The organism is Zobellia uliginosa (assembly GCF_900156625.1).
GTDB classification, from domain to species: Bacteria; Bacteroidota; Bacteroidia; order Flavobacteriales; family Flavobacteriaceae; genus Zobellia; species Zobellia uliginosa.
In genome coordinates, this window is record NZ_FTOB01000005.1 from 224,713 (window position 1) to 244,932 (window position 20,220).

Genomic DNA, 20,220 nt, shown 5'->3' on the forward strand with positions numbered 1-20,220 from the left:
AATGATACAGCTATTTAGGTCTAAAGTGTATATAGCGATTGCGTTGATGTTGGGCGTGTTGTCGCTCGGTGTTTTCGGGTATCGCTACTTGTCGGACCTTACTTGGGTAGATGCGCTCTATATGACCATTATTACGGTGACTACCGTGGGCTTTTCCGAGGTAGGCCCTATGGATACCCAAGAAAAAATATTTACCGTAGTTTTAATCGTACTGAGCGTTTTTATTTTTGCATTTGCCATCTCGGTCATTACCGAATATATTTTGAGCAGAAGTTCGCTACAGGAATTAAAAAGGAAAAAAGTGAAAAATAAGATAGATAGCCTTTCCGGACATGTAATAGTGTGTGGTTTTGGTAGGAACGGTATGCAGGCCGTTGAGCGTTTAAGGGCCTATGAAAAACCATTCGTCGTTATAGAAAAGGATAGGGAGGTTATTGAAAAATACGAGGAGGAGCTTTTGTTTGTCGAAGGCGATGCAAATGAAGACGAAATTCTTTTGGCTGCTGGCCTTGATCGTGCCCAACACTTGATTACGGCCCTCCCCGATGATGCGGCCAACCTTTTTGTCGTCTTGTCGGCGAGACAATTGAACAAAGACCTATTTATTGTTACGCGGGCGTCTTTGGTCAACTCCCAGAAAAAATTGCTTTTGGCGGGAGCCGATAAAGTGATTATGCCCGATAAGATCGGGGGCGATCATATGGCTTCCTTGATCGTAATGCCCGACCTTATCACCTTTATGGATAAGTTGGGAGTGGAAGGGGAGCATACCACCAACCTCGAGGAGGTGGCTATAGAAGATTTTAAAGACCAGGTAGAGTGTAACTCCCTTAGGGATTTGGACCTGCGAAAGCGAACTGGCTGTACGATAATCGGTTATATAGAACCTGATGGTAACTATATCATCAATCCCGAAGCGGACCTGCAATTGCAACCCAAAAGTAAGGTAATCGTCTTGGGAAGGCCCGAACAAATACGAAAACTAAATGAAATGTTCAGAATTGGCTAGTGCCGTGCTGCGTTAATTCAACATTATTATTTGATTGTGTTACTATTTTTTATGATATTGCTGCAATTGTGTTAAAACCACTGATACAGCATCGAACCTACAAAGATTAATATGAAGAAATTTACCTTATTGTTTTTTTTGCTACTAGGTGTAGTAGCCTTTTCCCAAGAGCTTGTTGTAAAAGGCAAAGTCTATAATCCTTCCCCTCGAATAAATGACGGTGTAATTGAAGCAGATGTAACAGGCGGTACCCCTCCATATACCTATAAATGGAGCAATCAAACAACTTCTTTAACTTCCAAAAGATCAAGCGGATTGGTAGAAGGTGTGCCTTATACATTAACGGTAACCGATGCTGCCGGTAACTCCCAGACCAAGACCTTTAAAGTAGAATCCGAGGCTATAGTCGAGGTTTTTAACGGTACTATGACCCCTGCGGTGAGCGCCCTTGGATCAGTACTGTTTTGGGATCCTTTTGCGGCCGTGGGTATTTACGACCCCATAGTGTATGCCGATGTCAAATTGGTAGGAACACCGGGTTGGACCAGCAATATCCAAGATAGGTTTGTTCTCAAAAAGTGGCTTAAGGCCGAAGGGGAAAGGGTCAAAAAGGGAGATAAGATAGCAGTGATTTCCAGTAATAGCCAAGCCGATACTACGGTTGTAGCCCCTGCCAATGGCCAGTTAAAATATTTGGTCGACGAAGGTAAGGTTATCTATAATTCTGAGAATGCAAAGCATGTTATCGAGCAAGGGGCCCATTACCTTGCGGAAATAAAATACGATAAGCCTGTGGCAATGCAACACCCGAACGGTGATCCAATTTCCAATGGTATACCTTTTATTGTGATTTGGTTGGTGTTTGGAGCCACGTTCTTTACGCTTCGAATGGGCTTTATAAATATTAAGGGGTTTAAGCATTCCATTGATTTGGCCAAAGGAAAATATGACGATCCCGATGCGCCCGGTCAAGTAACCCATTTTCAGGCTTTGGCAACAGCGGTATCGGGTACCGTAGGTTTGGGTAACATTGCCGGTGTGGCCGTAGCCGTGTCCTTAGGTGGGGCGGGAGCTACATTTTGGATGATTGTCTGTGGTTTGCTTGGGATGTCTTCTAAGTTCGTGGAATGTACCCTAGGGGTCAAGTATCGCGATATCCTTCCTGACGGTAGGGTCTTTGGAGGTCCGATGAACTATTTGAGATACGGTCTTGAAAAGCGAAACATGAAGGGCTTTGGTAAGATATTGGCCGGCTTCTTTGCCGTCTTGGCCATTGGTGCATCTTTTGGCGGGGGCAATATGTTTCAGGCCAACCAATCTTTCGAACGATTGGCGGGCCAGTTTCCGGCCTTGGAAGGTCAAGGTTTTTGGTTCGGTGTTATAACAGCCATTCTTGTAGGTGTCGTTATTATCGGGGGAATCAACAGTATTGCTAAGGTTACCGGTAGGGTAGTGCCGATTATGGCTTCAATATATATTGTAGCGGCCTTGGCCGTTATCATTATGAATATACAGAATATCGGACCCGCGTTTTCGGCCATATTCGAAGGGGCCTTTAACCCATCGGCCCTAAAGGGGGGTATTGTTGGTGTGCTTGTGATAGGCTTCCAGAGGGCGGCCTTCTCCAATGAGGCGGGGGTAGGTTCCGCTGCTATTGCACATAGTACGGCAAAAACCAATCATCCACCATCTGAAGGCTTCGTGGCCCTTCTAGAGCCTTTTATAGATACAGTAGTGGTGTGTACGCTTACGGCATTGGTATTGATTTTTACCGGTATGCACGAGGTTGAGGGCTTGGCCGGTGCGCAGTTGACCTCCGATGCTTTCGGAAGCCAGATTTCTTGGTTCCCTTATGTATTGGCCTTGGCGGTATTCCTTTTCGCCTTTTCTACCATGATTTCTTGGTCGTATTATGGCATGCGTGCCTGGACCTATCTTTTTGGAAAGAGTAAAAAATCTGAAATGGTATACAAAATGCTTTTCTTGGTATTCGTAGTAGTAGGTGCTTCCGTAAGTTTAGGGGCCGTACTCGATTTTTCGGATATGATGATCTTGGCCATGTCTTTTCCTAATATTATCGGTCTCTACATTATGTCCGGTGAGGTTAAGGGAGATTTGAATGCTTACTGGAAAAAATTGAAGGCAAACGAGCTTTTTAAAAAGCAAGTGGCCGCTAAATAGTATTGACGCATCCCATGCGTATGGAAAATTTTAAGTCCCACTTCAGGTTCAATAAACAGGAACGAAGTGGGATTTTTTATTTGTTGTTCATTATAATAGCCCTGCAAATCGGATTTTTTGTTCTTCGTAATGTAACCGCTGAAAGAGGTGATAGTTCTTTTTGGCTAGATTCGCGGCTTCAGTCTGAAATAGATAGCTTAAAGGCCAGGTCGCAGCAAAAGGACTCGGTGAAGATATATCCGTTCAACCCTAATTATATTACCGATTACAAAGGGTATACCTTAGGAATGTCCATAGATGAAATAGATAGGTTGCACCGGTTTCGGAAAGCGGGTAAGTTTGTCAATTCCGTAGAAGGTTTTCAAGAGGTTACCGGAGTTTCCGATTCCTTGCTTCGGGCCATATCCCCATATTTTAAATTTCCGGACTGGGTCCAAAAGAAAGAAAGGACTCGAAGGGGGGTTGCTACATCGGGTATTCGGGAAAGGAATTACGGGGTAAACCTAGAGGTTCGGGATTTGAACGCAGTAACGGCCCAAGAACTTCAAGAGATCGATGGAATCGGCGAAACCTTGTCCGCTAGAATCGTAAAGTTCAGGAATCGGCTCGGGGGATTTCTGGTCAATGAACAGCTTTACGATGTTTACGGGCTAAAACCTGAGGTGGTCGAGCGCACTTTAGGGCGCTTTCAAGTGTTGAAAAAGCCCGTTGTTGAAAAAATTAACATAAATACGGCATCGGCCAAAAGCTTGTCAAAATTAGTATATATTCAAAAAGGAGTCGCTGAGAGCATAGTAAATTATAGAAATGATAATGGAAACCTTGTTTCTTTTGATGAATTGTCAAAAATAGAGAATTTTCCAATAGAGAAGATTGATAGAATTAAGTTATATTTGGCCTTATAAATTGAATTGCTATGCAGAGCATGTACTTTACTGAAGAACATCAGTTATTTAGAGAGAGTCTCAGGGATTTTTTGTCGAAAGAAGTGGTTCCCCATATCGATAAATGGGAAGCAACCGGCGCCATAGAGTCCTTTATTTGGAAAAAGTTCGGTGAAATGGGGTATTTCGGCCTTGCAACCGATGAAGCCTATGGGGGCTTAGGGTTAGATCTCTTTTATACCGTAATATTTTTGGAAGAGCTTCAAAGGGTAAATTCCGGTGGTTTTGCCGCCGCAATGTGGGCACATGCTTACTTGGCTATGACACATCTGAACAAAAATGCCAACCACGAACAGAAGTTGGCGTATTTGACCCCAAGTGTCAATGGGGAGAAAATTGGCTGCCTGGGGGTTACCGAACCGTTTGGGGGTAGTGATGTGGCCGGAATGAGAACGATCGCAGTAAAAGATGGGGATGAATATATTATCAACGGTTCAAAGACCTTTATTACGAATGGGGTGTACGGTGATTATTGTATACTTGCAGCAAAGACCGATCCGTCAGCGGGAAATAAGGGGATAAGTATCTTTATTGTCGATTTGGATAGCAAAGGGGTTACGGCCAGTAAGCTCAATAAATTGGGTTGGCGTGCCTCGGATACGGCCGAATTGGCTTTTGATAACGTACGGGTTCCCGCTTCCAATTTAATGGGAAGTGAGGGCAAAGGTTTTACTTTTATAATGGAGGCTTTTGCCTTGGAGCGTTTGGTTATGGGGATCAATGCCCATGCAAGGGCCGAATATGCCCTTGAATACGCCATGCAATACATGTCGGAAAGGGAAACTTTCGGGAAGCCTATAAACCAGTACCAGGCCCTAAGGCATAGGTTGGTCGACGGACATGCCAGTATGGATCTGTGTAAACAGTATAATTACGGGGTCGTCTATAAAATGAACAAAGGGGAGTATGTGGTGCGTGAAGCTACTATTTCAAAGTTGAAATCGACGGAAATGGCCGACAAGGTCGCCTATGATTGCTTACAGTTTCTAGGGGGCTATGGTTATATCGAAGATTATCCTATGGCTCGAATGTTCAGGGATAGCCGATTGGGGCCGATAGGTGGAGGTACCTCCGAAATCCTTAAGGAAATTATCGCTAAAATCGTCATAGACAAAAAAGAATATCGTCTGCCTAAAGACTAGCTACGGCTTGTAAATAAAGGAGTGTAGCTAGGAGGGTATAAAATTTGCCGAATAATTTAAAAACAAGTAGTGCTCAATTCTAAATAAGTTGTATATTTGCACCCTTAATTCTAAAGAGAGGAGGTAGTAGCCAATGTTAATTATACCAGTAAAAGAAGGAGAAAACATCGATAGGGCTTTGAAACGTTTCAAGCGTAAATTCGATAAAACGGGTACGATGCGTAGATTACGTAAGCGTCAGCAATTCACAAAACCCTCCGTTGAGCGCAGAGCGCAGATACAAAAAGCAGAATACATTCAAGGTTTAAGGGATAAAGAAGAAATTTAATATCCTTTACTAAGTGTACAAATAAGAAAATCCCATCGTTAGATGGGATTTTTTTTGTTGGGAATATATCGATAGGATGTTCTGCAATCTATCCTTAAATTTAGCGTTAGATGAATCTTAAGATTTAAAGGTAACTTCGTAGCATGGCGTTAGAGTCGTTCATATCATATCTTTCTTTGGAGAAGCATTATTCGGAACATACCGTAAATGCTTATGAAAAGGATATTGGGTCCTTTATCGATTTCTGTGCGCAGCGTCACGGGAGTGGGGCTATAGATGGGGTGTCGTATTCCGTAATTCGAACTTGGGTGGTCGATTTGGTGGAATCCGGTATTTCAAACCGAACGATAAACAGGAAGGTGGCCGCCTTAAAGGCTTACTATAAATTTTTGCAGGGAATAGGTGTTATTTCTGTAAATCCCTTGGCAAAACATAAGGCCTTGAAAACGGCGAAGAAAATAGAGGTTCCTTTTTCGGAAAAGGAAATGGAAGATGCGCTTTTTCAGGTGGACTTTTCCGATGACTTTGAAGGTGTTCGCGATCGGTTGATAATAGAACTGTTTTATACTACAGGTATCAGGAGGGCCGAACTGGTGAATTTAAAACTGTATGATGTTGATTTGCCTGCTCGGTCGATCAAGGTGTTGGGGAAGCGGGATAAAGAGCGTATAGTGCCTTTGTTGCGGTCTACGGTTGAATTGTTTTCCCAATATTTTGTTAAACGGGAGGCCTTGGCGAAAGTGCCCGATGAAGCCTATGTCTTTTTGTTGAAATCTGGCGATAAAATATATGAAACCCTTGTTTATCGATTAATAAATAAGTACTTTAGTAAGGTGTCGTCCAAGGTGAAAAAGAGTCCCCATATCTTGAGACATACCTTTGCTACGCATATGCTCAACAAAGGAGCGGATATAAATTCGGTCAAAGAGTTGTTGGGGCATGCGAGTTTGGCGTCTACCCAAGTGTATACGCATAATGGTATAGCTGAATTGAAAAAGGTACATGCCAAGGCTCACCCGCGGGCAAAGAAGTAGTGGGGTCAATTTCATTGTTAACATAAAAAACTATAACCTATGAAAGTAAATGCGCAATCAGTGAATTTTAATGCGGATCGAAAACTCATCGATTTTTTGCAGAACAGAATGGATAAGCTTGAGACCTTTTATGATAAGGTCATCAGTTCCGATGTGTATTTGAAGGTAGAGAATACAAGTTCAAAGGAAAATAAAATAGTGGAGATAAAATTGAATATCCCTGGGGATAAATTTGTAATAAAAAAACAATGTAAGACTTTTGAGGAGGCAGTGGACTCATGTTGTAACTCGCTGGAAAGAAAGCTGATAAAACACAAGGAAAAATCAAGAGTGCAGGCTTGATGAAAAAAATTCTAATTTTTGTTTTGAATAAACAAAAAAACGTATACATTTGCAGTCCGTTAGAAATAGCGGACTTTTTTATGCTGAAAATAGCGTGGAAAGGCCGATGTAGCTCAGCTGGCTAGAGCAGCTGATTTGTAATCAGCAGGTCGTGGGTTCGAGTCCCTCCATCGGCTCTAAAAGTTCTTTAAAAAAATGATTTGGGGAGATACTCAAGCGGCCAACGAGGGCAGACTGTAAATCTGCTGACTATGTCTTCGCAGGTTCGAATCCTGCTCTCCCCACTTTTTTTAAGAAGCCTAGTTTTTATTCGGGTTTTGAAATATTGTAGTATTGTAATTTGCGGGAGTAGCTCAGTTGGTAGAGCGTCAGCCTTCCAAGCTGAATGTCGCCGGTTCGAACCCGGTCTCCCGCTCTAAATGAACCAAGGTAATGTTGTATGGTTCCGATCAGAAAAACATTGAACCTTGAACCTTGAACCTAATAAGCCGACGTAGCTCAGGGGTAGAGCGTTTCCTTGGTAAGGAAGAGGTCACGGGTTCAATTCCCGTCGTTGGCTCAACTAAGGCATTATTTGTACACTAATATATAACTAAGATTAAAATTTATTAAAAATGGCAAAGGAAACTTTTGATCGTTCCAAACCGCACTTGAATATAGGTACTATTGGACACGTAGATCACGGTAAAACAACATTGACTGCTGCTATTACTACAGTATTGGCGAATGCAGGTTTGTCTGAACTTAGAAGCTTTGATTCTATTGATAACGCTCCTGAGGAAAAAGAAAGAGGTATTACTATTAATACTTCACACGTTGAGTACCAAACGGCTAACCGTCACTACGCGCACGTTGACTGTCCTGGTCACGCGGATTACGTAAAGAACATGGTTACTGGTGCTGCCCAAATGGACGGTGCTATTCTTGTTGTTGCTGCTACCGATGGTCCTATGCCACAAACACGTGAGCACATCCTTTTAGGTCGTCAGGTTGGTATTCCAAGAATCGTTGTGTTCTTGAATAAAGTTGATATGGTTGACGATGAGGAGCTTTTAGAGCTAGTTGAAATGGAAGTAAGGGAATTGCTTTCTTTCTACGAGTATGATGGTGATAATGGACCTGTGATCTCTGGATCTGCTTTGGGTGCCCTTAATGGGGAGCAAAAGTGGGTTGATACGGTAATGGAATTGATGGAGGCTGTTGATAACTGGATCGAATTGCCTGCTAGGGATGTTGATAAGGATTTCTTGATGCCTGTTGAAGATGTATTTACGATTACTGGTCGTGGTACTGTTGCTACGGGTCGTATTGAAACTGGTGTTGCCAATACGGGTGATCCTGTTGAAATCATCGGTATGGGAGCTGAGAAATTGACTTCTACTATTACTGGTGTTGAGATGTTCCGTAAGATATTGGATAGAGGTGAAGCTGGTGATAACGTAGGTATCTTGTTGAGAGGTATTGAAAAAGCCCAGATCAGCAGAGGTATGGTAATCTGTAAGCCAGGTTCTGTTAAGCCACATGCTAAATTCGAGGCTGAGGTTTATATCCTTAAAAAAGAAGAAGGTGGTCGTCACACGCCATTCCACAATAACTATCGTCCACAGTTCTACGTAAGAACAACTGACGTAACTGGTAACATCGCTCTTCCTTCTGGTGTAGAGATGGTTATGCCTGGTGATAACCTTACTATTACAGTAGAGCTTATTCAGCCTATTGCATTGAGTGTAGGTCTACGTTTCGCTATCCGTGAAGGTGGTAGAACTGTAGGTGCTGGTCAAGTTACCAAGATTATAGATTAATCTATTGTATTAGAATAATGTATTTAAGGGTGTTCTGCTTTAGTAGGGCACCTTTAAATGCAATTATAAACGGGTGTAGCTCAGTTGGTAGAGCACTGGTCTCCAAAACCAGGTGTCGGGAGTTCGAGTCTCTCCTCCCGTGCGAATTTAAGTAAGAATCATTATGTTAACGTATATAAAAGAATCTATAGAAGAGCTTCGTAACAATGTTACTTTGCCTTCAAGGGCTGAATCATCTAATTTAATGGTTGTTGTGGCTGTTTTCTCTATTTTGTTCGCTTTGGCGACATGGGGTGTAGATACGGTGTTCAGTAAATTGGTTCGCTTATATTTCGATAACGTATTAAACTAGTCGTTCGCTATGTCAGAAGTATTGGAAAAGAAATGGTATGTGGTGAGGGCGGTCAGTGGTCAGGAAAACAAGATCAAGGGGTATATCGAGAGTGAGGTAGAGCGCCATGGTTTTTCCGATTATTTGGAAGATGTTCTTGTTCCTACTGAAAAAGTGATTCAGATTCGTAACGGAAAAAAAATTAACAAGGAGAGGGTTTATTTTCCGGGTTATATAATGATTAAGGCCAACCTTGGCGGTGAAATGATTCATATTATACGTTCGATTACGAACGTTATTGGTTTTTTGGGCGAAACAAAAGGGGGTGACCCGGTTCCGTTGAGAAAGGCCGAGGTGAACAGAATGTTAGGTAAGGTAGATGAATTGGCCGTTAATACCGATACGGTAGCTATTCCGTTTACACATGGTGAAACGGTAAAAGTTATTGATGGGCCTTTTAACGGGTTCAACGGTACTGTTGAGAAAATCAACGAAGAGAAGCGTAAGCTTGAGGTTATGGTGAAGATTTTCGGAAGAAAAACACCATTGGAACTCAGTTATATGCAAGTAGAGAAAGTATAAGTTAAGTGTTACATATTTAAAGTTGTGTTGCTTCCAAAATAATACAGCTTAAATTTAATTTTAAACAATGGCAAAAGAAGTAGGTAAAGTAGTTAAACTACAAGTTAGGGGAGGTGCTGCGAATCCGTCGCCACCGGTTGGACCCGCCTTAGGTGCTGCCGGCGTTAACATCATGGAGTTCTGTAAGCAGTTCAATGCGCGTACACAGGACAAACAGGGCAAGGTATTGCCTGTTGTTATCACCGTGTATAAAGACAAGTCTTTTGACTTCGTCGTTAAAACACCACCAGCGGCAGTTCAGCTTTTGGAAGCGGCTAAGATTAAAAAAGGATCGGGCGAACCTAACCGAGTTAAGTCAGGTAGTGTTTCTTGGGACCAAGTTAAGGTAATTGCCGAAGACAAAATGGTCGACCTTAATGCGTTTACGGTAGAATCTGCAATGAGCATGATCGCCGGTACAGCTAGGTCTATGGGTCTTAAAGTTGCAGGTAAGCGACCTTTCTAAAATCTTAAAAGCAATTTGAAATGGCAAAATTAACTAAGAAACAAAAAGAGGCCCACGCTAAAATCGAAAAAGATAAACTTTATTCGGTTAGTGAAGGTGCAGCTTTGGTAAAAGAAATTACCAATACAAAATTTGATGCGTCTGTTGACTTGGCGGTACGCTTGGGTGTGGATCCAAGAAAAGCGAACCAAATGGTACGTGGTGTGGTAACGCTACCTCACGGTACAGGTAAAGATGTTAAGGTTTTGGCTTTGGTAACCCCAGATAAAGAAGCAGAGGCAACAGAAGCTGGTGCCGATTTTGTCGGGTTAGATGAGTATTTGGATAAAATCAAGGGCGGTTGGACAGATGTTGATGTTATCATCACTATGCCAAGTGTTATGGGTAAACTAGGTCCTTTAGGACGAGTATTGGGGCCAAGAGGTCTTATGCCCAATCCAAAAACAGGAACAGTTACAATGGATGTTGCTAAAGCGGTATCCGATGTAAAGGCTGGTAAAATAGATTTTAAAGTAGATAAAACAGGTATCGTTCATGCTGCTATAGGGAAAGCTTCTTTCTCTGCGGACAAGATTGCTGAAAATGCCAAGGAGTTGTTAGATACTTTAGTGAAAATGAAGCCTGCTGCAGCTAAGGGTGTTTATATGAAAAGTATTTTCATGTCAAGTACCATGAGCCCAAGTGTTCAGTTAGATCCAAAAACAGTTTAATCGAACTGGGTAGTTCAAAATTTACAGTATGACAAGAGAAGAAAAAGCAAACGTAATACAGGATTTGACTTCACAGTTAGCCGATAGCAGTACTATTTATTTAGCTGATATATCGGGATTGAATGCAACGCAAACCTCAGATTTGAGAAGAGCTTGTTTCAAGGCAAACGTTAAACTGGCGGTAGTCAAGAATACATTGCTGGCTAAGGCAATGGAAGCTTCCGAAAAAGAATTCGGTGAACTTCCCGGAGTGCTTAAGGGCAATACTTCGTTGATGTTCTCAGAAGTAGGGAATGCTCCCGCAAAGCTTATCAAGACTTTCAGAAAGAAATCTGAGAAGCCTTTGTTGAAAGGGGCTTTTGTCGAGGAAGCTATATACATTGGTGATGAAAACTTAGATGCGCTCGTAAGCATTAAGTCTAAAGAAGAAATGATCGGCGAGGTTATTGGATTGCTGCAATCCCCAGCCAAAAACGTTATTTCTGGACTTAAATCTGGTGGTGGTAAACTGGCAGGCATTCTTAAGACATTATCAGAAAGATAAGTACGCACTAGTAAACTAAGTATATTTTAAAAATTTTATTAAACGATAGAAAAATGGCAGATTTAAAAGATTTCGCAGAACAGTTGGTTAACTTGACCGTAAAAGAGGTAAACGAGTTGGCTGATATATTAAAAGAAGAATACGGTATCGAGCCTGCAGCTGCTGCAGTTGCTGTTGCCGCCGGTGGTGGTGGTGAAGCTGCCGAAGCCGCTGAAGAGCAGTCAGAATTTGACGTAGTCTTGAAAGCAGCAGGTGCTTCTAAATTAGCAGTTGTTAAATTGGTTAAGGAATTGACCGGACTTGGATTGAAAGATGCTAAGGACATCGTTGATAGCGCACCTAAAGCTGTAAAAGAAGGTGTTTCTAAAGACGAAGCTGAAGGAATCAAAAAATCTTTGGAAGAAGCAGGAGCGGAAGTTGAGCTTAAATAGTATCAGCAACCATAGTACTTTGGTTTAGGTCTTTTTTCGCCCACGGCGGAGCTAGACCTAAGCCTTTTTATACAAGTAAGATTCACGTATATGAAGAGGTATACGACCCGAATTTAGTATTCACGTTCAAAATACTGTCCATAGATGTTCACACAACAGACTGAGAGAATAAATTTTGCATCCGCTAAGAACACGCCGGATTATCCGGACTTCTTGGACATTCAGATTAAATCTTTTCAAGACTTTTTTCAGCTTGAGACAAAATCTGACGAAAGAGGCAATGAAGGCTTGTACAACACCTTCATGGAAAACTTCCCTATTACGGACACCAGAAACCAGTTCGTACTTGAATTTTTAGATTACTTCATAGATCCGCCTAGATATTCGATACAAGAATGTATCGAGCGAGGTCTTACTTATAGTGTTCCTTTAAAGGCACGATTAAAATTATACTGTACCGATCCCGAGCACGAAGATTTCGAAACTATCGTGCAAGACGTGTATTTGGGTACCATTCCGTATATGACACCCAGTGGTACGTTTGTTATTAACGGTGCAGAAAGGGTTGTAGTATCTCAGTTGCACCGTTCTCCAGGTGTTTTCTTTGGTCAGTCGTTTCACGCGAATGGAACTAAGCTTTATTCTGCCAGGGTAATACCGTTCAAAGGTTCGTGGATCGAATTTGCTACAGATATTAACGGAGTGATGTATGCGTACATCGACCGTAAAAAGAAATTACCCGTAACTACCCTGTTTAGAGCCATCGGTTTTGAAAGGGATAAGGATATTCTTGAAATCTTCGACCTTTCTGAAGAGGTGAAGGTATCTAATGCGGGACTTAAAAAGGTTTTAGGCCGTAAATTGGCCGCAAGGGTATTGAACACGTGGCACGAAGATTTCGTCGATGAAGATACGGGCGAGGTTGTTTCTATCGAAAGAAACGAAATCATTCTTGATCGTGATACCGTGTTGGAGAAAGATCATATTGCCGAAATCTTGGAAGCGGACGTGAAAACTATCCTGCTTCATAAAGAGAACAATGCGCAGTCTGATTATGCCATCATCCACAATACGCTTCAGAAGGATCCGACCAACTCTGAAAAAGAAGCGGTAGAGCATATCTATCGTCAATTGCGTAATGCCGAACCGCCCGATGAGGAAACGGCTCGTGGTATTATCGATAAACTGTTCTTTTCGGATCAACGTTACAACCTAGGTGAGGTAGGACGTTACCGTATGAATAAGAAATTACAGTTGGATATTGGAATGGACAAGCAGGTCTTGACCAAGGAAGATATTATAACTATTATTAAATATTTGATCGAGCTTATCAACTCTAAAGCGGAGATTGATGATATCGATCACCTTTCGAACCGTCGTGTACGTACTGTTGGTGAACAATTGTCATCCCAGTTCGGCGTAGGTCTTGCGCGTATGGCCAGAACTATCCGTGAGCGTATGAACGTTCGAGATAACGAAGTGTTTACCCCGATCGATTTGATTAATGCAAAGACCTTGTCTTCTGTTATTAATTCATTCTTCGGAACGAACCAGTTGTCTCAGTTCATGGATCAAACGAATCCATTGGCCGAGATTACGCACAAACGAAGATTGTCGGCACTTGGGCCAGGTGGTCTCTCGAGAGAGCGTGCCGGTTTTGAGGTTCGTGATGTTCACTACACACACTACGGTAGACTTTGTCCTATTGAAACTCCTGAAGGTCCAAACATTGGTTTGATATCTTCCTTATCGGTGTTTGCCAAGGTAAACCCAATGGGCTTCTTGGAAACACCTTACCGTAAGGTTGACAATGCCAAGGTCAATACAGAAGAGTATGTGTACCTAAGTGCGGAAGAAGAGGAAGGAATGAAAATTGCCCAGGCAAACATTCCGTTAAAAGAAGACGGTCAGATCGATACTGATAAGGTTATTGCCCGTGAAGAGGGTGATTTCCCTGTAGTAGATCCAATTGAAATAAACTATACTGACGTTGCTCCTAATCAGATTGCATCTATTTCGGCATCACTTATTCCTTTCTTGGAACATGATGATGCGAACCGTGCACTGATGGGCTCTAACATGATGCGCCAAGCCGTACCGTTGTTGAAGCCTCAGTCCCCGATTGTGGGTACTGGTCTTGAGCGTCAGGTGGCATCCGATTCTAGGGTACTTATCAATGCTGAAGGCGATGGTACTGTAGAATATGTAGATGCCAAGATGATCACTGTAAAGTATGATCGTACCGATGCTGAGCGCTTGGTCAGTTTTGAAGATGACTCCAAGAGTTACAATTTGGTGAAGTTTAGAAAGACTAACCAGGGTACCAGTATCAACCTAAAACCTATTGTTAGAAGAGGTGATAAGGTTAAGAAAGGTCAGGTGCTTTGTGAAGGCTATGCTACGGAAAAAGGTGAATTGGCCCTAGGCCGTAACCTTACGGTTGCATTTATGCCTTGGAAAGGATACAACTTTGAAGATGCGATCGTAATTTCTGAGAAAGTTGTTCGCGAAGATATATTTACCTCAATTCACGTAGATGAATATTCTTTAGAGGTTAGGGATACTAAATTAGGTGCTGAGGAATTGACTCATGATATTCCGAACGTATCGGAAGAGGCTACCAAAGATTTGGATGAGAACGGTATGATCCGTATCGGGGCCGAAGTCAAGCCTGGTGATATCTTGATAGGTAAGATTACTCCGAAAGGGGAATCTGACCCGACTCCAGAAGAGAAATTACTTAGGGCGATTTTTGGTGATAAAGCGGGCGATGTTAAGGATGCCTCTTTAAAGGCATCACCTTCATTGCGTGGTGTGGTTATCGACAAAAAATTGTTCTCCCGTTCAGTAAAAGATAAGCGTAAGCGTTCTGAAGATAAGGAAGAGCTTAACAAGTTGGAATTGGAGTACGAAGTGAAATTTCAAGAGTTGAAAGACATCTTGATCGAGAAGCTTTTTACTTTGATCAATGGTAAGACATCGCAAGGTGTGATGAACGATTTAGGTGAGGAAGTATTGCCAAAAGGTAAGAAATACACCTTGAAAATGTTGAACGCGGTTGATGATTTCGCTCACTTGGTTGGCGGTAGCTGGACCATGGATAAGGATACCAACGAAGCCGTTGCCGATTTGCTCCACAACTATAAGATCAAGTTGAACGACCTTCAAGGTAACCTAAGAAGGGATAAGTTTACCATTTCGGTAGGTGATGAACTGCCAGCTGGAATTATGAAATTGGCCAAGGTTTATATTGCCAAAAAACGTAAGCTTAAAGTAGGGGATAAAATGGCAGGACGTCACGGTAACAAAGGTATCGTTTCTCGTATCGTTCGTCAAGAGGATATGCCGTTCTTGGAAGACGGAACGCCTGTGGATATCGTATTGAACCCGTTAGGGGTGCCTTCTCGTATGAACATCGGTCAGATCTATGAAACCGTATTGGGTTGGGCAGGTCTTAAATTGGGTAAAAAATATGCTACTCCAATTTTCGACGGGGCCACTTTAGATCAGATTAATGAATATACCGATCAAGCGGGTATACCTAGATTCGGTCATACCTACCTTTATGATGGTGGTACCGGTAAACGTTTTGATCAACCGGCAACCGTTGGTGTGATCTATATGTTGAAACTAGGCCACATGGTAGACGATAAGATGCATGCACGTTCTATTGGACCGTACTCATTGATTACGCAACAGCCATTAGGTGGTAAAGCACAATTTGGAGGTCAGCGTTTTGGTGAGATGGAGGTTTGGGCATTGGAAGCTTATGGTGCTTCGGCCACACTTCGTGAAATATTGACCGTTAAGTCGGATGATGTTATCGGAAGGGCCAAGACCTATGAGTCAATAGTCAAAGGAGAAACCATGCCAGAGCCCGGTTTACCGGAATCTTTCAACGTATTGATGCACGAACTTAAAGGTTTGGGCTTAGATATCCGTTTGGAAGAATAGAATCGATTGTAGCGATTGAAGAACACACATTTTAATTAGTATCACCATTAGATTATGGCTAGAATAAAAGATAATAATCCAATAAAAAGGTTTGATAAAATTTCCATAGGATTGGCCTCGCCGGAAGCAATTCTGGCGGAGTCGAGAGGAGAGGTTCTCAAGCCTGAAACTATCAACTACAGAACGCATAAGCCTGAGCGTGACGGTCTTTTCTGTGAGCGTATTTTCGGACCTGTAAAAGATTACGAATGTGCCTGTGGAAAATACAAGAGAATACGTTACCGTGGTATCGTTTGTGACCGTTGTGGTGTTGAAGTTACCGAGAAGAAAGTACGTAGGGATAGGGTAGGGCATATCAATTTGGTAGTGCCCGTGGCCCACATCTGGTACTTCCGCTCCTTGCCTAATAAAATAGGTTACCTTTTGGGATTGCCCTCGAAGAAGTTGGATATGATCATTTACTACGAACGTTATGTAGTAATTCAACCAGGTATTGCAAAAGGTCCTGAAGGTGAAGAAATCAATAAAATGGATTTCTTGACCGAAGAGGAGTACTTAACGATTTTGGAGTCTATTCCTGTTGAGAATCAATATTTAGAAGATACCGACCCTAACAAGTTTATCGCTAAAATGGGAGCGGAATGTCTTATTGATCTCTTGGCCCGTATCGACTTAAAGGATTTGTCGTACCAGTTACGTCATAAAGCGAATACAGAGACTTCCAAACAAAGAAAGACCGAGGCCTTAAAAAGACTTCAAGTAGTTGAAGCGCTTCGCGAATCTCAAGAAAATAGGGAAAACAGACCAGAATGGATGATCATGAAGGTGATTCCGGTGATTCCACCAGAATTACGTCCATTGGTGCCGTTAGATGGTGGTCGTTTCGCTACATCCGATTTGAACGATCTTTACAGAAGGGTGATTATTCGTAACAACCGCTTGAAAAGATTGGTAGAGATTAAAGCTCCTGAAGTGATTCTTAGAAATGAGAAACGTATGCTTCAAGAAGCGGTAGATTCTCTTTTCGATAACACAAGAAAAGCGTCTGCGGTGAAAACCGAATCAAACAGACCCTTGAAGTCACTTTCCGATTCATTGAAAGGTAAGCAAGGTCGTTTCCGTCAAAACCTATTGGGTAAACGTGTTGATTATTCCGCACGTTCGGTAATCGTCGTTGGACCTGAAATGAAATTGTTCGAATGTGGTCTTCCTAAAGATATGGCCGCTGAGCTTTACAAACCTTTTGTAATCAGAAAACTGATCGAAAGAGGTATTGTAAAAACAGTGAAGTCGGCCAAGAAGATTATAGATAAAAAAGAGCCGGTAGTTTGGGATATCCTAGAAAATGTATTGAAAGGACATCCGGTACTATTGAACCGTGCCCCTACATTGCACCGTTTGGGTATCCAGGCCTTCCAGCCAAAACTTATCGAAGGTAAGGCGATTCGTCTGCACCCATTGGTATGTACGGCGTTTAACGCGGATTTCGATGGTGACCAGATGGCGGTTCACCTCCCGTTGGGCCCTGAGGCTATTCTTGAAGCCCAATTGTTGATGTTGGCTTCGCATAACATCTTGAACCCGGCAAATGGTTCGCCTATTACCGTACCTTCACAGGATATGGTATTGGGTCTGTACTATATGACCAAGGAAAGAAAGTCTACACCTGAAGTTCCGATTGCGGGAGAAGGTCTTACTTTTTATTCTGCGGAAGAAGTTGAAATTGCTTTCAATGAAGGCAAGGTAAACTTGAACGCAGGTATCAAGGTTAGGGCAAAAGATTTTAATGAAGAAGGAGAATTGGTGTACAAGATTATACCGACTACTGTGGGTAGGGTGTTGTTCAACATGGAAGTTCCTGAACAGGCAGGTTATATCAATGACGTACTGAACAAGAAATCCCTAAGGGATATTATTGGTGGAATTTTGGCCGTGACCGATGTACCTACTACAGCAGATTTCTTGGATAAGATCAAGACTATGGGATATGAGTTCGCTTTTAAAGGTGGACTATCATTTAGTTTAGGTGATATTATTATCCCACAAGAGAAACATGAAATGATCGCTGAGGCCAATGGTCAGGTAGATGGTATTATGACCAACTACAATATGGGTCTGATTACCAATAACGAACGTTACAACCAGGTGATTGATGTTTGGACATCGACCAATGCCATGTTGACCGAGCTTGCTATGAAGCGTATTCGCGAAGATCAACAAGGGTTCAACTCTGTGTATATGATGCTTGATTCTGGTGCAAGGGGGTCTAAGGAACAGATTCGCCAGTTGACAGGTATGCGTGGTTTGATGGCCAAGCCTAAGAAATCTACTGCAGGTGGTGGTGAAATTATTGAAAACCCGATTTTGTCGAACTTTAAGGAGGGTCTTTCAATTCTTGAATACTTTATCTCAACTCACGGTGCCCGTAAGGGTCTTGCGGATACGGCCCTTAAAACGGCTGATGCAGGTTACCTGACCCGTCGTTTGGTGGATGTTTCACAAGATGTTATTATTAACATCGAAGATTGTGAAACCCTAAGAGGTATTGAGGTGGAAGCCTTGAAGAAAAATGAAGAAGTTGTAGAATCACTAGGAGAGCGTGTTCTCGGTAGGGTTTCCTTACACGATGTATACAATCCGTTAACGGAAGAACTGATCTTGAAAGCAGGTCAGCATATTTTGGAAGCTGATGTGAAGCGAATAGAAGAGTCGCCTATAGAAAAGATAGAAGTACGTTCGGCATTGACTTGTGAAGCCCCTAAAGGTATTTGTGCCAAATGTTATGGTAGAAACCTTTCTACCAACAAAATGGTACAACGCGGTGAGGCTGTTGGTGTTGTTGCGGCTCAATCGATCGGTGAACCAGGTACACAGCTTACTTTGCGTACTTTCCACGTGGGGGGTATTGCAGGTAACATTTCCGAGGATAACAAGTTGATTGCCAAATTTAATGGTGTAGCCGAAATAGAAGATTTAAGAACGGTTACCGGAGAAGACGGTGAGGGCAAATCTGCCGAGATTGTAATATCAAGGACTTCTGAAATTAAAATCGTTGACAAGAAAACAGGTATAACCTTAAGTACGAATAACATTCCTTACGGATCGCAATTGTTCATTAAAAACGGTGCCTCCGTATCTAAAGATGATGTTATTTGTTCTTGGGATCCTTATAACGGTGTTATTGTTTCCGAGTTCCCAGGTAAGATTGCTTACGAGAATATCGAGCAAGGTGTTACTTACCAAGTTGAAATTGATGAACAGACCGGTTTCCAAGAGAAGGTTATTTCCGAATCTAGAAACAAAAAGTTGATTCCAACACTTTTGATTCAAAACAATAAGGGTGAAACCTTACGTTCTTATAACCTTCCTGTTGGTTCTCACATCATGGTAGATGATGGTGATAAGATTAAAGAAGGTAAGATCCTTGTGAAAATACCACGTAAATCTGCTAAGGCAGGTGATATTACGGGTGGTCTTCCAAGGGTAACGGAACTGTTTGAAGCACGTAACCCATCTAACCCGGCCGTAGTGTCTGAGATAGACGGTGTTGTTTCCTTCGGTAAGATCAAAAGAGGTAACCGTGAAATTATCATAGAATCTAAATTGGGCGAGGTCAAGAAATACTTGGTCAAGCTTTCAAACCAGATTTTGGTTCAAGAGAACGATTACGTTCGTGCAGGTATGCCCTTATCGGATGGTTCGATTACGCCAGAGGATATTCTTGCGATCAAAGGGCCATCTGCCGTTCAGCAGTACTTGGTAAACGAAGTACAGGAAGTGTATCGTTTACAGGGTGTGAAGATCAATGATAAGCACTTTGAGGTCGTTGTGAGACAGATGATGCGTAAGGTGCGTATTCAAGATCCGGGTGATACTATATTCTTAGAGAACCAATTGGTTCACAAAGATGACTTCATCAAGGAAAATGATGAGATTTTCGGTAAGAAGGTGGTTGTTGAGCCAGGTGATTCGGTAAACCTTAAGCCGGGTCAAATTATAACGGCTCGCGAACTAAGGGATGAGAATTCGGTATTGAAGCGTTCCGATAAGAACCTGGTTACTGCCAAAGACGCGATTGCGGCTACGGCTACACCAATATTGCAAGGTATTACAAGGGCGTCGTTACAGACGAAATCGTTTATATCTGCAGCATCTTTCCAAGAAACGACCAAAGTATTGAACGAAGCTGCCGTAAGCGGTAAGGTAGATACATTGGAAGGCTTGAAGGAAAATGTTATTGTAGGTCATAAGATACCTGCAGGTACGGGTATGCGCGACTATGAGAACATCATTGTTGGCTCTAAGGAAGAATACGATGAGATCATGGCCCGCAAGGAAGCCTTGAAATTTTAAACTCAAATATCAAACCCTCAATACATTG

16 protein-coding genes and 5 tRNA genes are annotated in these 20,220 nt (G+C 42.3%); all 21 read left to right on the forward strand.

The genetic code is table 11. The features are described from left to right. Position 1 precedes the first annotated feature (1 nt). The 21 genes from BW980_RS17490 to rpoC all read left to right on the forward strand — a co-directional run bounded on the left by BW980_RS17490 (position 2) and on the right by rpoC (position 20,192). The gene (locus tag BW980_RS17490) at positions 2–1,009 is read left to right on the forward strand and encodes a potassium channel family protein (protein WP_076456465.1); all 1,008 of its coding nucleotides are present in this window, start codon (positions 2–4) and stop codon (positions 1,007–1,009) included. Between the two features lie 111 nt (positions 1,010–1,120). Continuing rightward, positions 1,121–3,190, forward strand: coding sequence for an amino acid carrier protein (locus BW980_RS17495; RefSeq protein WP_076456466.1), 2,070 nt, complete (start codon positions 1,121–1,123; stop codon positions 3,188–3,190). Positions 3,191–3,210: 20 nt separating this feature from the next. Continuing rightward, positions 3,211–4,095, forward strand: a complete 885-nt coding sequence (locus BW980_RS17500; protein ID WP_076456492.1) for a ComEA family DNA-binding protein — start codon at positions 3,211–3,213, stop codon at positions 4,093–4,095. An 11-nt stretch (positions 4,096–4,106) separates the two neighbouring features. Beyond that, positions 4,107–5,276: an acyl-CoA dehydrogenase family protein gene (locus BW980_RS17505; protein ID WP_076456467.1), complete on the forward strand. Its 1,170-nt coding sequence runs from the start codon at positions 4,107–4,109 to the stop codon at positions 5,274–5,276. A gap of 133 nt (positions 5,277–5,409) precedes the next feature. Beyond that, complete coding sequence (rpsU, locus tag BW980_RS17510) at positions 5,410–5,604, forward strand: 30S ribosomal protein S21 (protein WP_038234876.1); 195 nt, start codon at positions 5,410–5,412, stop codon at positions 5,602–5,604. A gap of 143 nt (positions 5,605–5,747) precedes the next feature. Then, complete coding sequence (locus tag BW980_RS17515; protein WP_076456468.1) at positions 5,748–6,638, forward strand: tyrosine-type recombinase/integrase; 891 nt, start codon at positions 5,748–5,750, stop codon at positions 6,636–6,638. A gap of 39 nt (positions 6,639–6,677) precedes the next feature. Next, the gene (gene hpf / locus BW980_RS17520) at positions 6,678–6,980 is read left to right on the forward strand and encodes a ribosome hibernation-promoting factor, HPF/YfiA family (RefSeq protein WP_076456469.1); all 303 of its coding nucleotides are present in this window, start codon (positions 6,678–6,680) and stop codon (positions 6,978–6,980) included. Between the two features lie 102 nt (positions 6,981–7,082). Further along, a tRNA-Thr gene (locus BW980_RS17525) sits at positions 7,083–7,156 on the forward strand. Between the two features lie 26 nt (positions 7,157–7,182). Then, positions 7,183–7,264: transfer RNA gene (locus BW980_RS17530), tRNA-Tyr, on the forward strand. Between the two features lie 58 nt (positions 7,265–7,322). Next, positions 7,323–7,395 (forward strand) — tRNA-Gly (locus BW980_RS17535). Between the two features lie 72 nt (positions 7,396–7,467). Then, positions 7,468–7,539, forward strand: a tRNA-Thr gene (locus BW980_RS17540). A gap of 55 nt (positions 7,540–7,594) precedes the next feature. Next, complete coding sequence (tuf, locus tag BW980_RS17545; RefSeq protein WP_076456470.1) at positions 7,595–8,782, forward strand: elongation factor Tu; 1,188 nt, start codon at positions 7,595–7,597, stop codon at positions 8,780–8,782. Positions 8,783–8,851: 69 nt separating this feature from the next. Continuing rightward, positions 8,852–8,924, forward strand: a tRNA-Trp gene (locus BW980_RS17550). 21 nt (positions 8,925–8,945) lie between these two features. Then, on the forward strand, positions 8,946–9,134 hold the full coding sequence (gene secE, locus BW980_RS17555; RefSeq protein WP_076456471.1) for a preprotein translocase subunit SecE: 189 nt from the start codon (positions 8,946–8,948) through the stop codon (positions 9,132–9,134). A gap of 9 nt (positions 9,135–9,143) precedes the next feature. Then, positions 9,144–9,695, forward strand: coding sequence for a transcription termination/antitermination protein NusG (gene nusG / locus BW980_RS17560; protein ID WP_013992032.1), 552 nt, complete (start codon positions 9,144–9,146; stop codon positions 9,693–9,695). A gap of 67 nt (positions 9,696–9,762) precedes the next feature. Continuing rightward, positions 9,763–10,200: a 50S ribosomal protein L11 gene (rplK, locus tag BW980_RS17565; protein ID WP_076456472.1), complete on the forward strand. Its 438-nt coding sequence runs from the start codon at positions 9,763–9,765 to the stop codon at positions 10,198–10,200. 20 nt (positions 10,201–10,220) lie between these two features. After that, positions 10,221–10,910 carry a 50S ribosomal protein L1 gene (gene rplA, locus BW980_RS17570; protein WP_013992030.1) on the forward strand — a complete coding sequence of 230 codons (690 nt, stop codon included), beginning with the start codon at positions 10,221–10,223 and terminating at the stop codon, positions 10,908–10,910. Between the two features lie 28 nt (positions 10,911–10,938). Then, on the forward strand, positions 10,939–11,454 hold the full coding sequence (rplJ, locus tag BW980_RS17575) for a 50S ribosomal protein L10 (protein WP_013992029.1): 516 nt from the start codon (positions 10,939–10,941) through the stop codon (positions 11,452–11,454). A gap of 32 nt (positions 11,455–11,486) precedes the next feature. Beyond that, positions 11,487–11,885, forward strand: a complete 399-nt coding sequence (gene rplL / locus BW980_RS17580) for a 50S ribosomal protein L7/L12 (RefSeq protein ID WP_353939145.1) — start codon at positions 11,487–11,489, stop codon at positions 11,883–11,885. Positions 11,886–12,029: 144 nt separating this feature from the next. Next, complete coding sequence (rpoB, locus tag BW980_RS17585; RefSeq protein ID WP_076456473.1) at positions 12,030–15,839, forward strand: DNA-directed RNA polymerase subunit beta; 3,810 nt, start codon at positions 12,030–12,032, stop codon at positions 15,837–15,839. Positions 15,840–15,893: 54 nt separating this feature from the next. Then, a complete protein-coding gene (rpoC, locus tag BW980_RS17590; RefSeq protein ID WP_076456474.1) occupies positions 15,894–20,192 on the forward strand; it encodes a DNA-directed RNA polymerase subunit beta' in 4,299 nt (1,432 codons plus the stop codon). Positions 20,193–20,220 lie beyond the last annotated feature (28 nt).

Bases quoted from the DNA above. Each gene is read 5' to 3' on its own strand.
- rpoB (WP_076456473.1), top strand. From the start codon at position 12,030: ATGTTCACACAACAGACTGAGAGAATAAATTTTGCATCCGCTAAGAAC.
- BW980_RS17495 (WP_076456466.1), top strand. From the start codon at position 1,121: ATGAAGAAATTTACCTTATTGTTTTTTTTGCTACTAGGTGTAGTAGCC.
- tuf (WP_076456470.1), top strand. From the start codon at position 7,595: ATGGCAAAGGAAACTTTTGATCGTTCCAAACCGCACTTGAATATAGGT.
- hpf (WP_076456469.1), top strand. From the start codon at position 6,678: ATGAAAGTAAATGCGCAATCAGTGAATTTTAATGCGGATCGAAAACTC.
- secE (WP_076456471.1), top strand. From the start codon at position 8,946: ATGTTAACGTATATAAAAGAATCTATAGAAGAGCTTCGTAACAATGTT.
- rplA (WP_013992030.1), top strand. From the start codon at position 10,221: ATGGCAAAATTAACTAAGAAACAAAAAGAGGCCCACGCTAAAATCGAA.
- rpsU (WP_038234876.1), top strand. From the start codon at position 5,410: ATGTTAATTATACCAGTAAAAGAAGGAGAAAACATCGATAGGGCTTTG.
- BW980_RS17515 (WP_076456468.1), top strand. From the start codon at position 5,748: ATGGCGTTAGAGTCGTTCATATCATATCTTTCTTTGGAGAAGCATTAT.
- BW980_RS17505 (WP_076456467.1), top strand. From the start codon at position 4,107: ATGCAGAGCATGTACTTTACTGAAGAACATCAGTTATTTAGAGAGAGT.
- BW980_RS17490 (WP_076456465.1), top strand. From the start codon at position 2: ATGATACAGCTATTTAGGTCTAAAGTGTATATAGCGATTGCGTTGATG.
- rplK (WP_076456472.1), top strand. From the start codon at position 9,763: ATGGCAAAAGAAGTAGGTAAAGTAGTTAAACTACAAGTTAGGGGAGGT.
- rplJ (WP_013992029.1), top strand. From the start codon at position 10,939: ATGACAAGAGAAGAAAAAGCAAACGTAATACAGGATTTGACTTCACAG.
- rpoC (WP_076456474.1), top strand. From the start codon at position 15,894: ATGGCTAGAATAAAAGATAATAATCCAATAAAAAGGTTTGATAAAATT.
- BW980_RS17500 (WP_076456492.1), top strand. From the start codon at position 3,211: ATGGAAAATTTTAAGTCCCACTTCAGGTTCAATAAACAGGAACGAAGT.
- nusG (WP_013992032.1), top strand. From the start codon at position 9,144: ATGTCAGAAGTATTGGAAAAGAAATGGTATGTGGTGAGGGCGGTCAGT.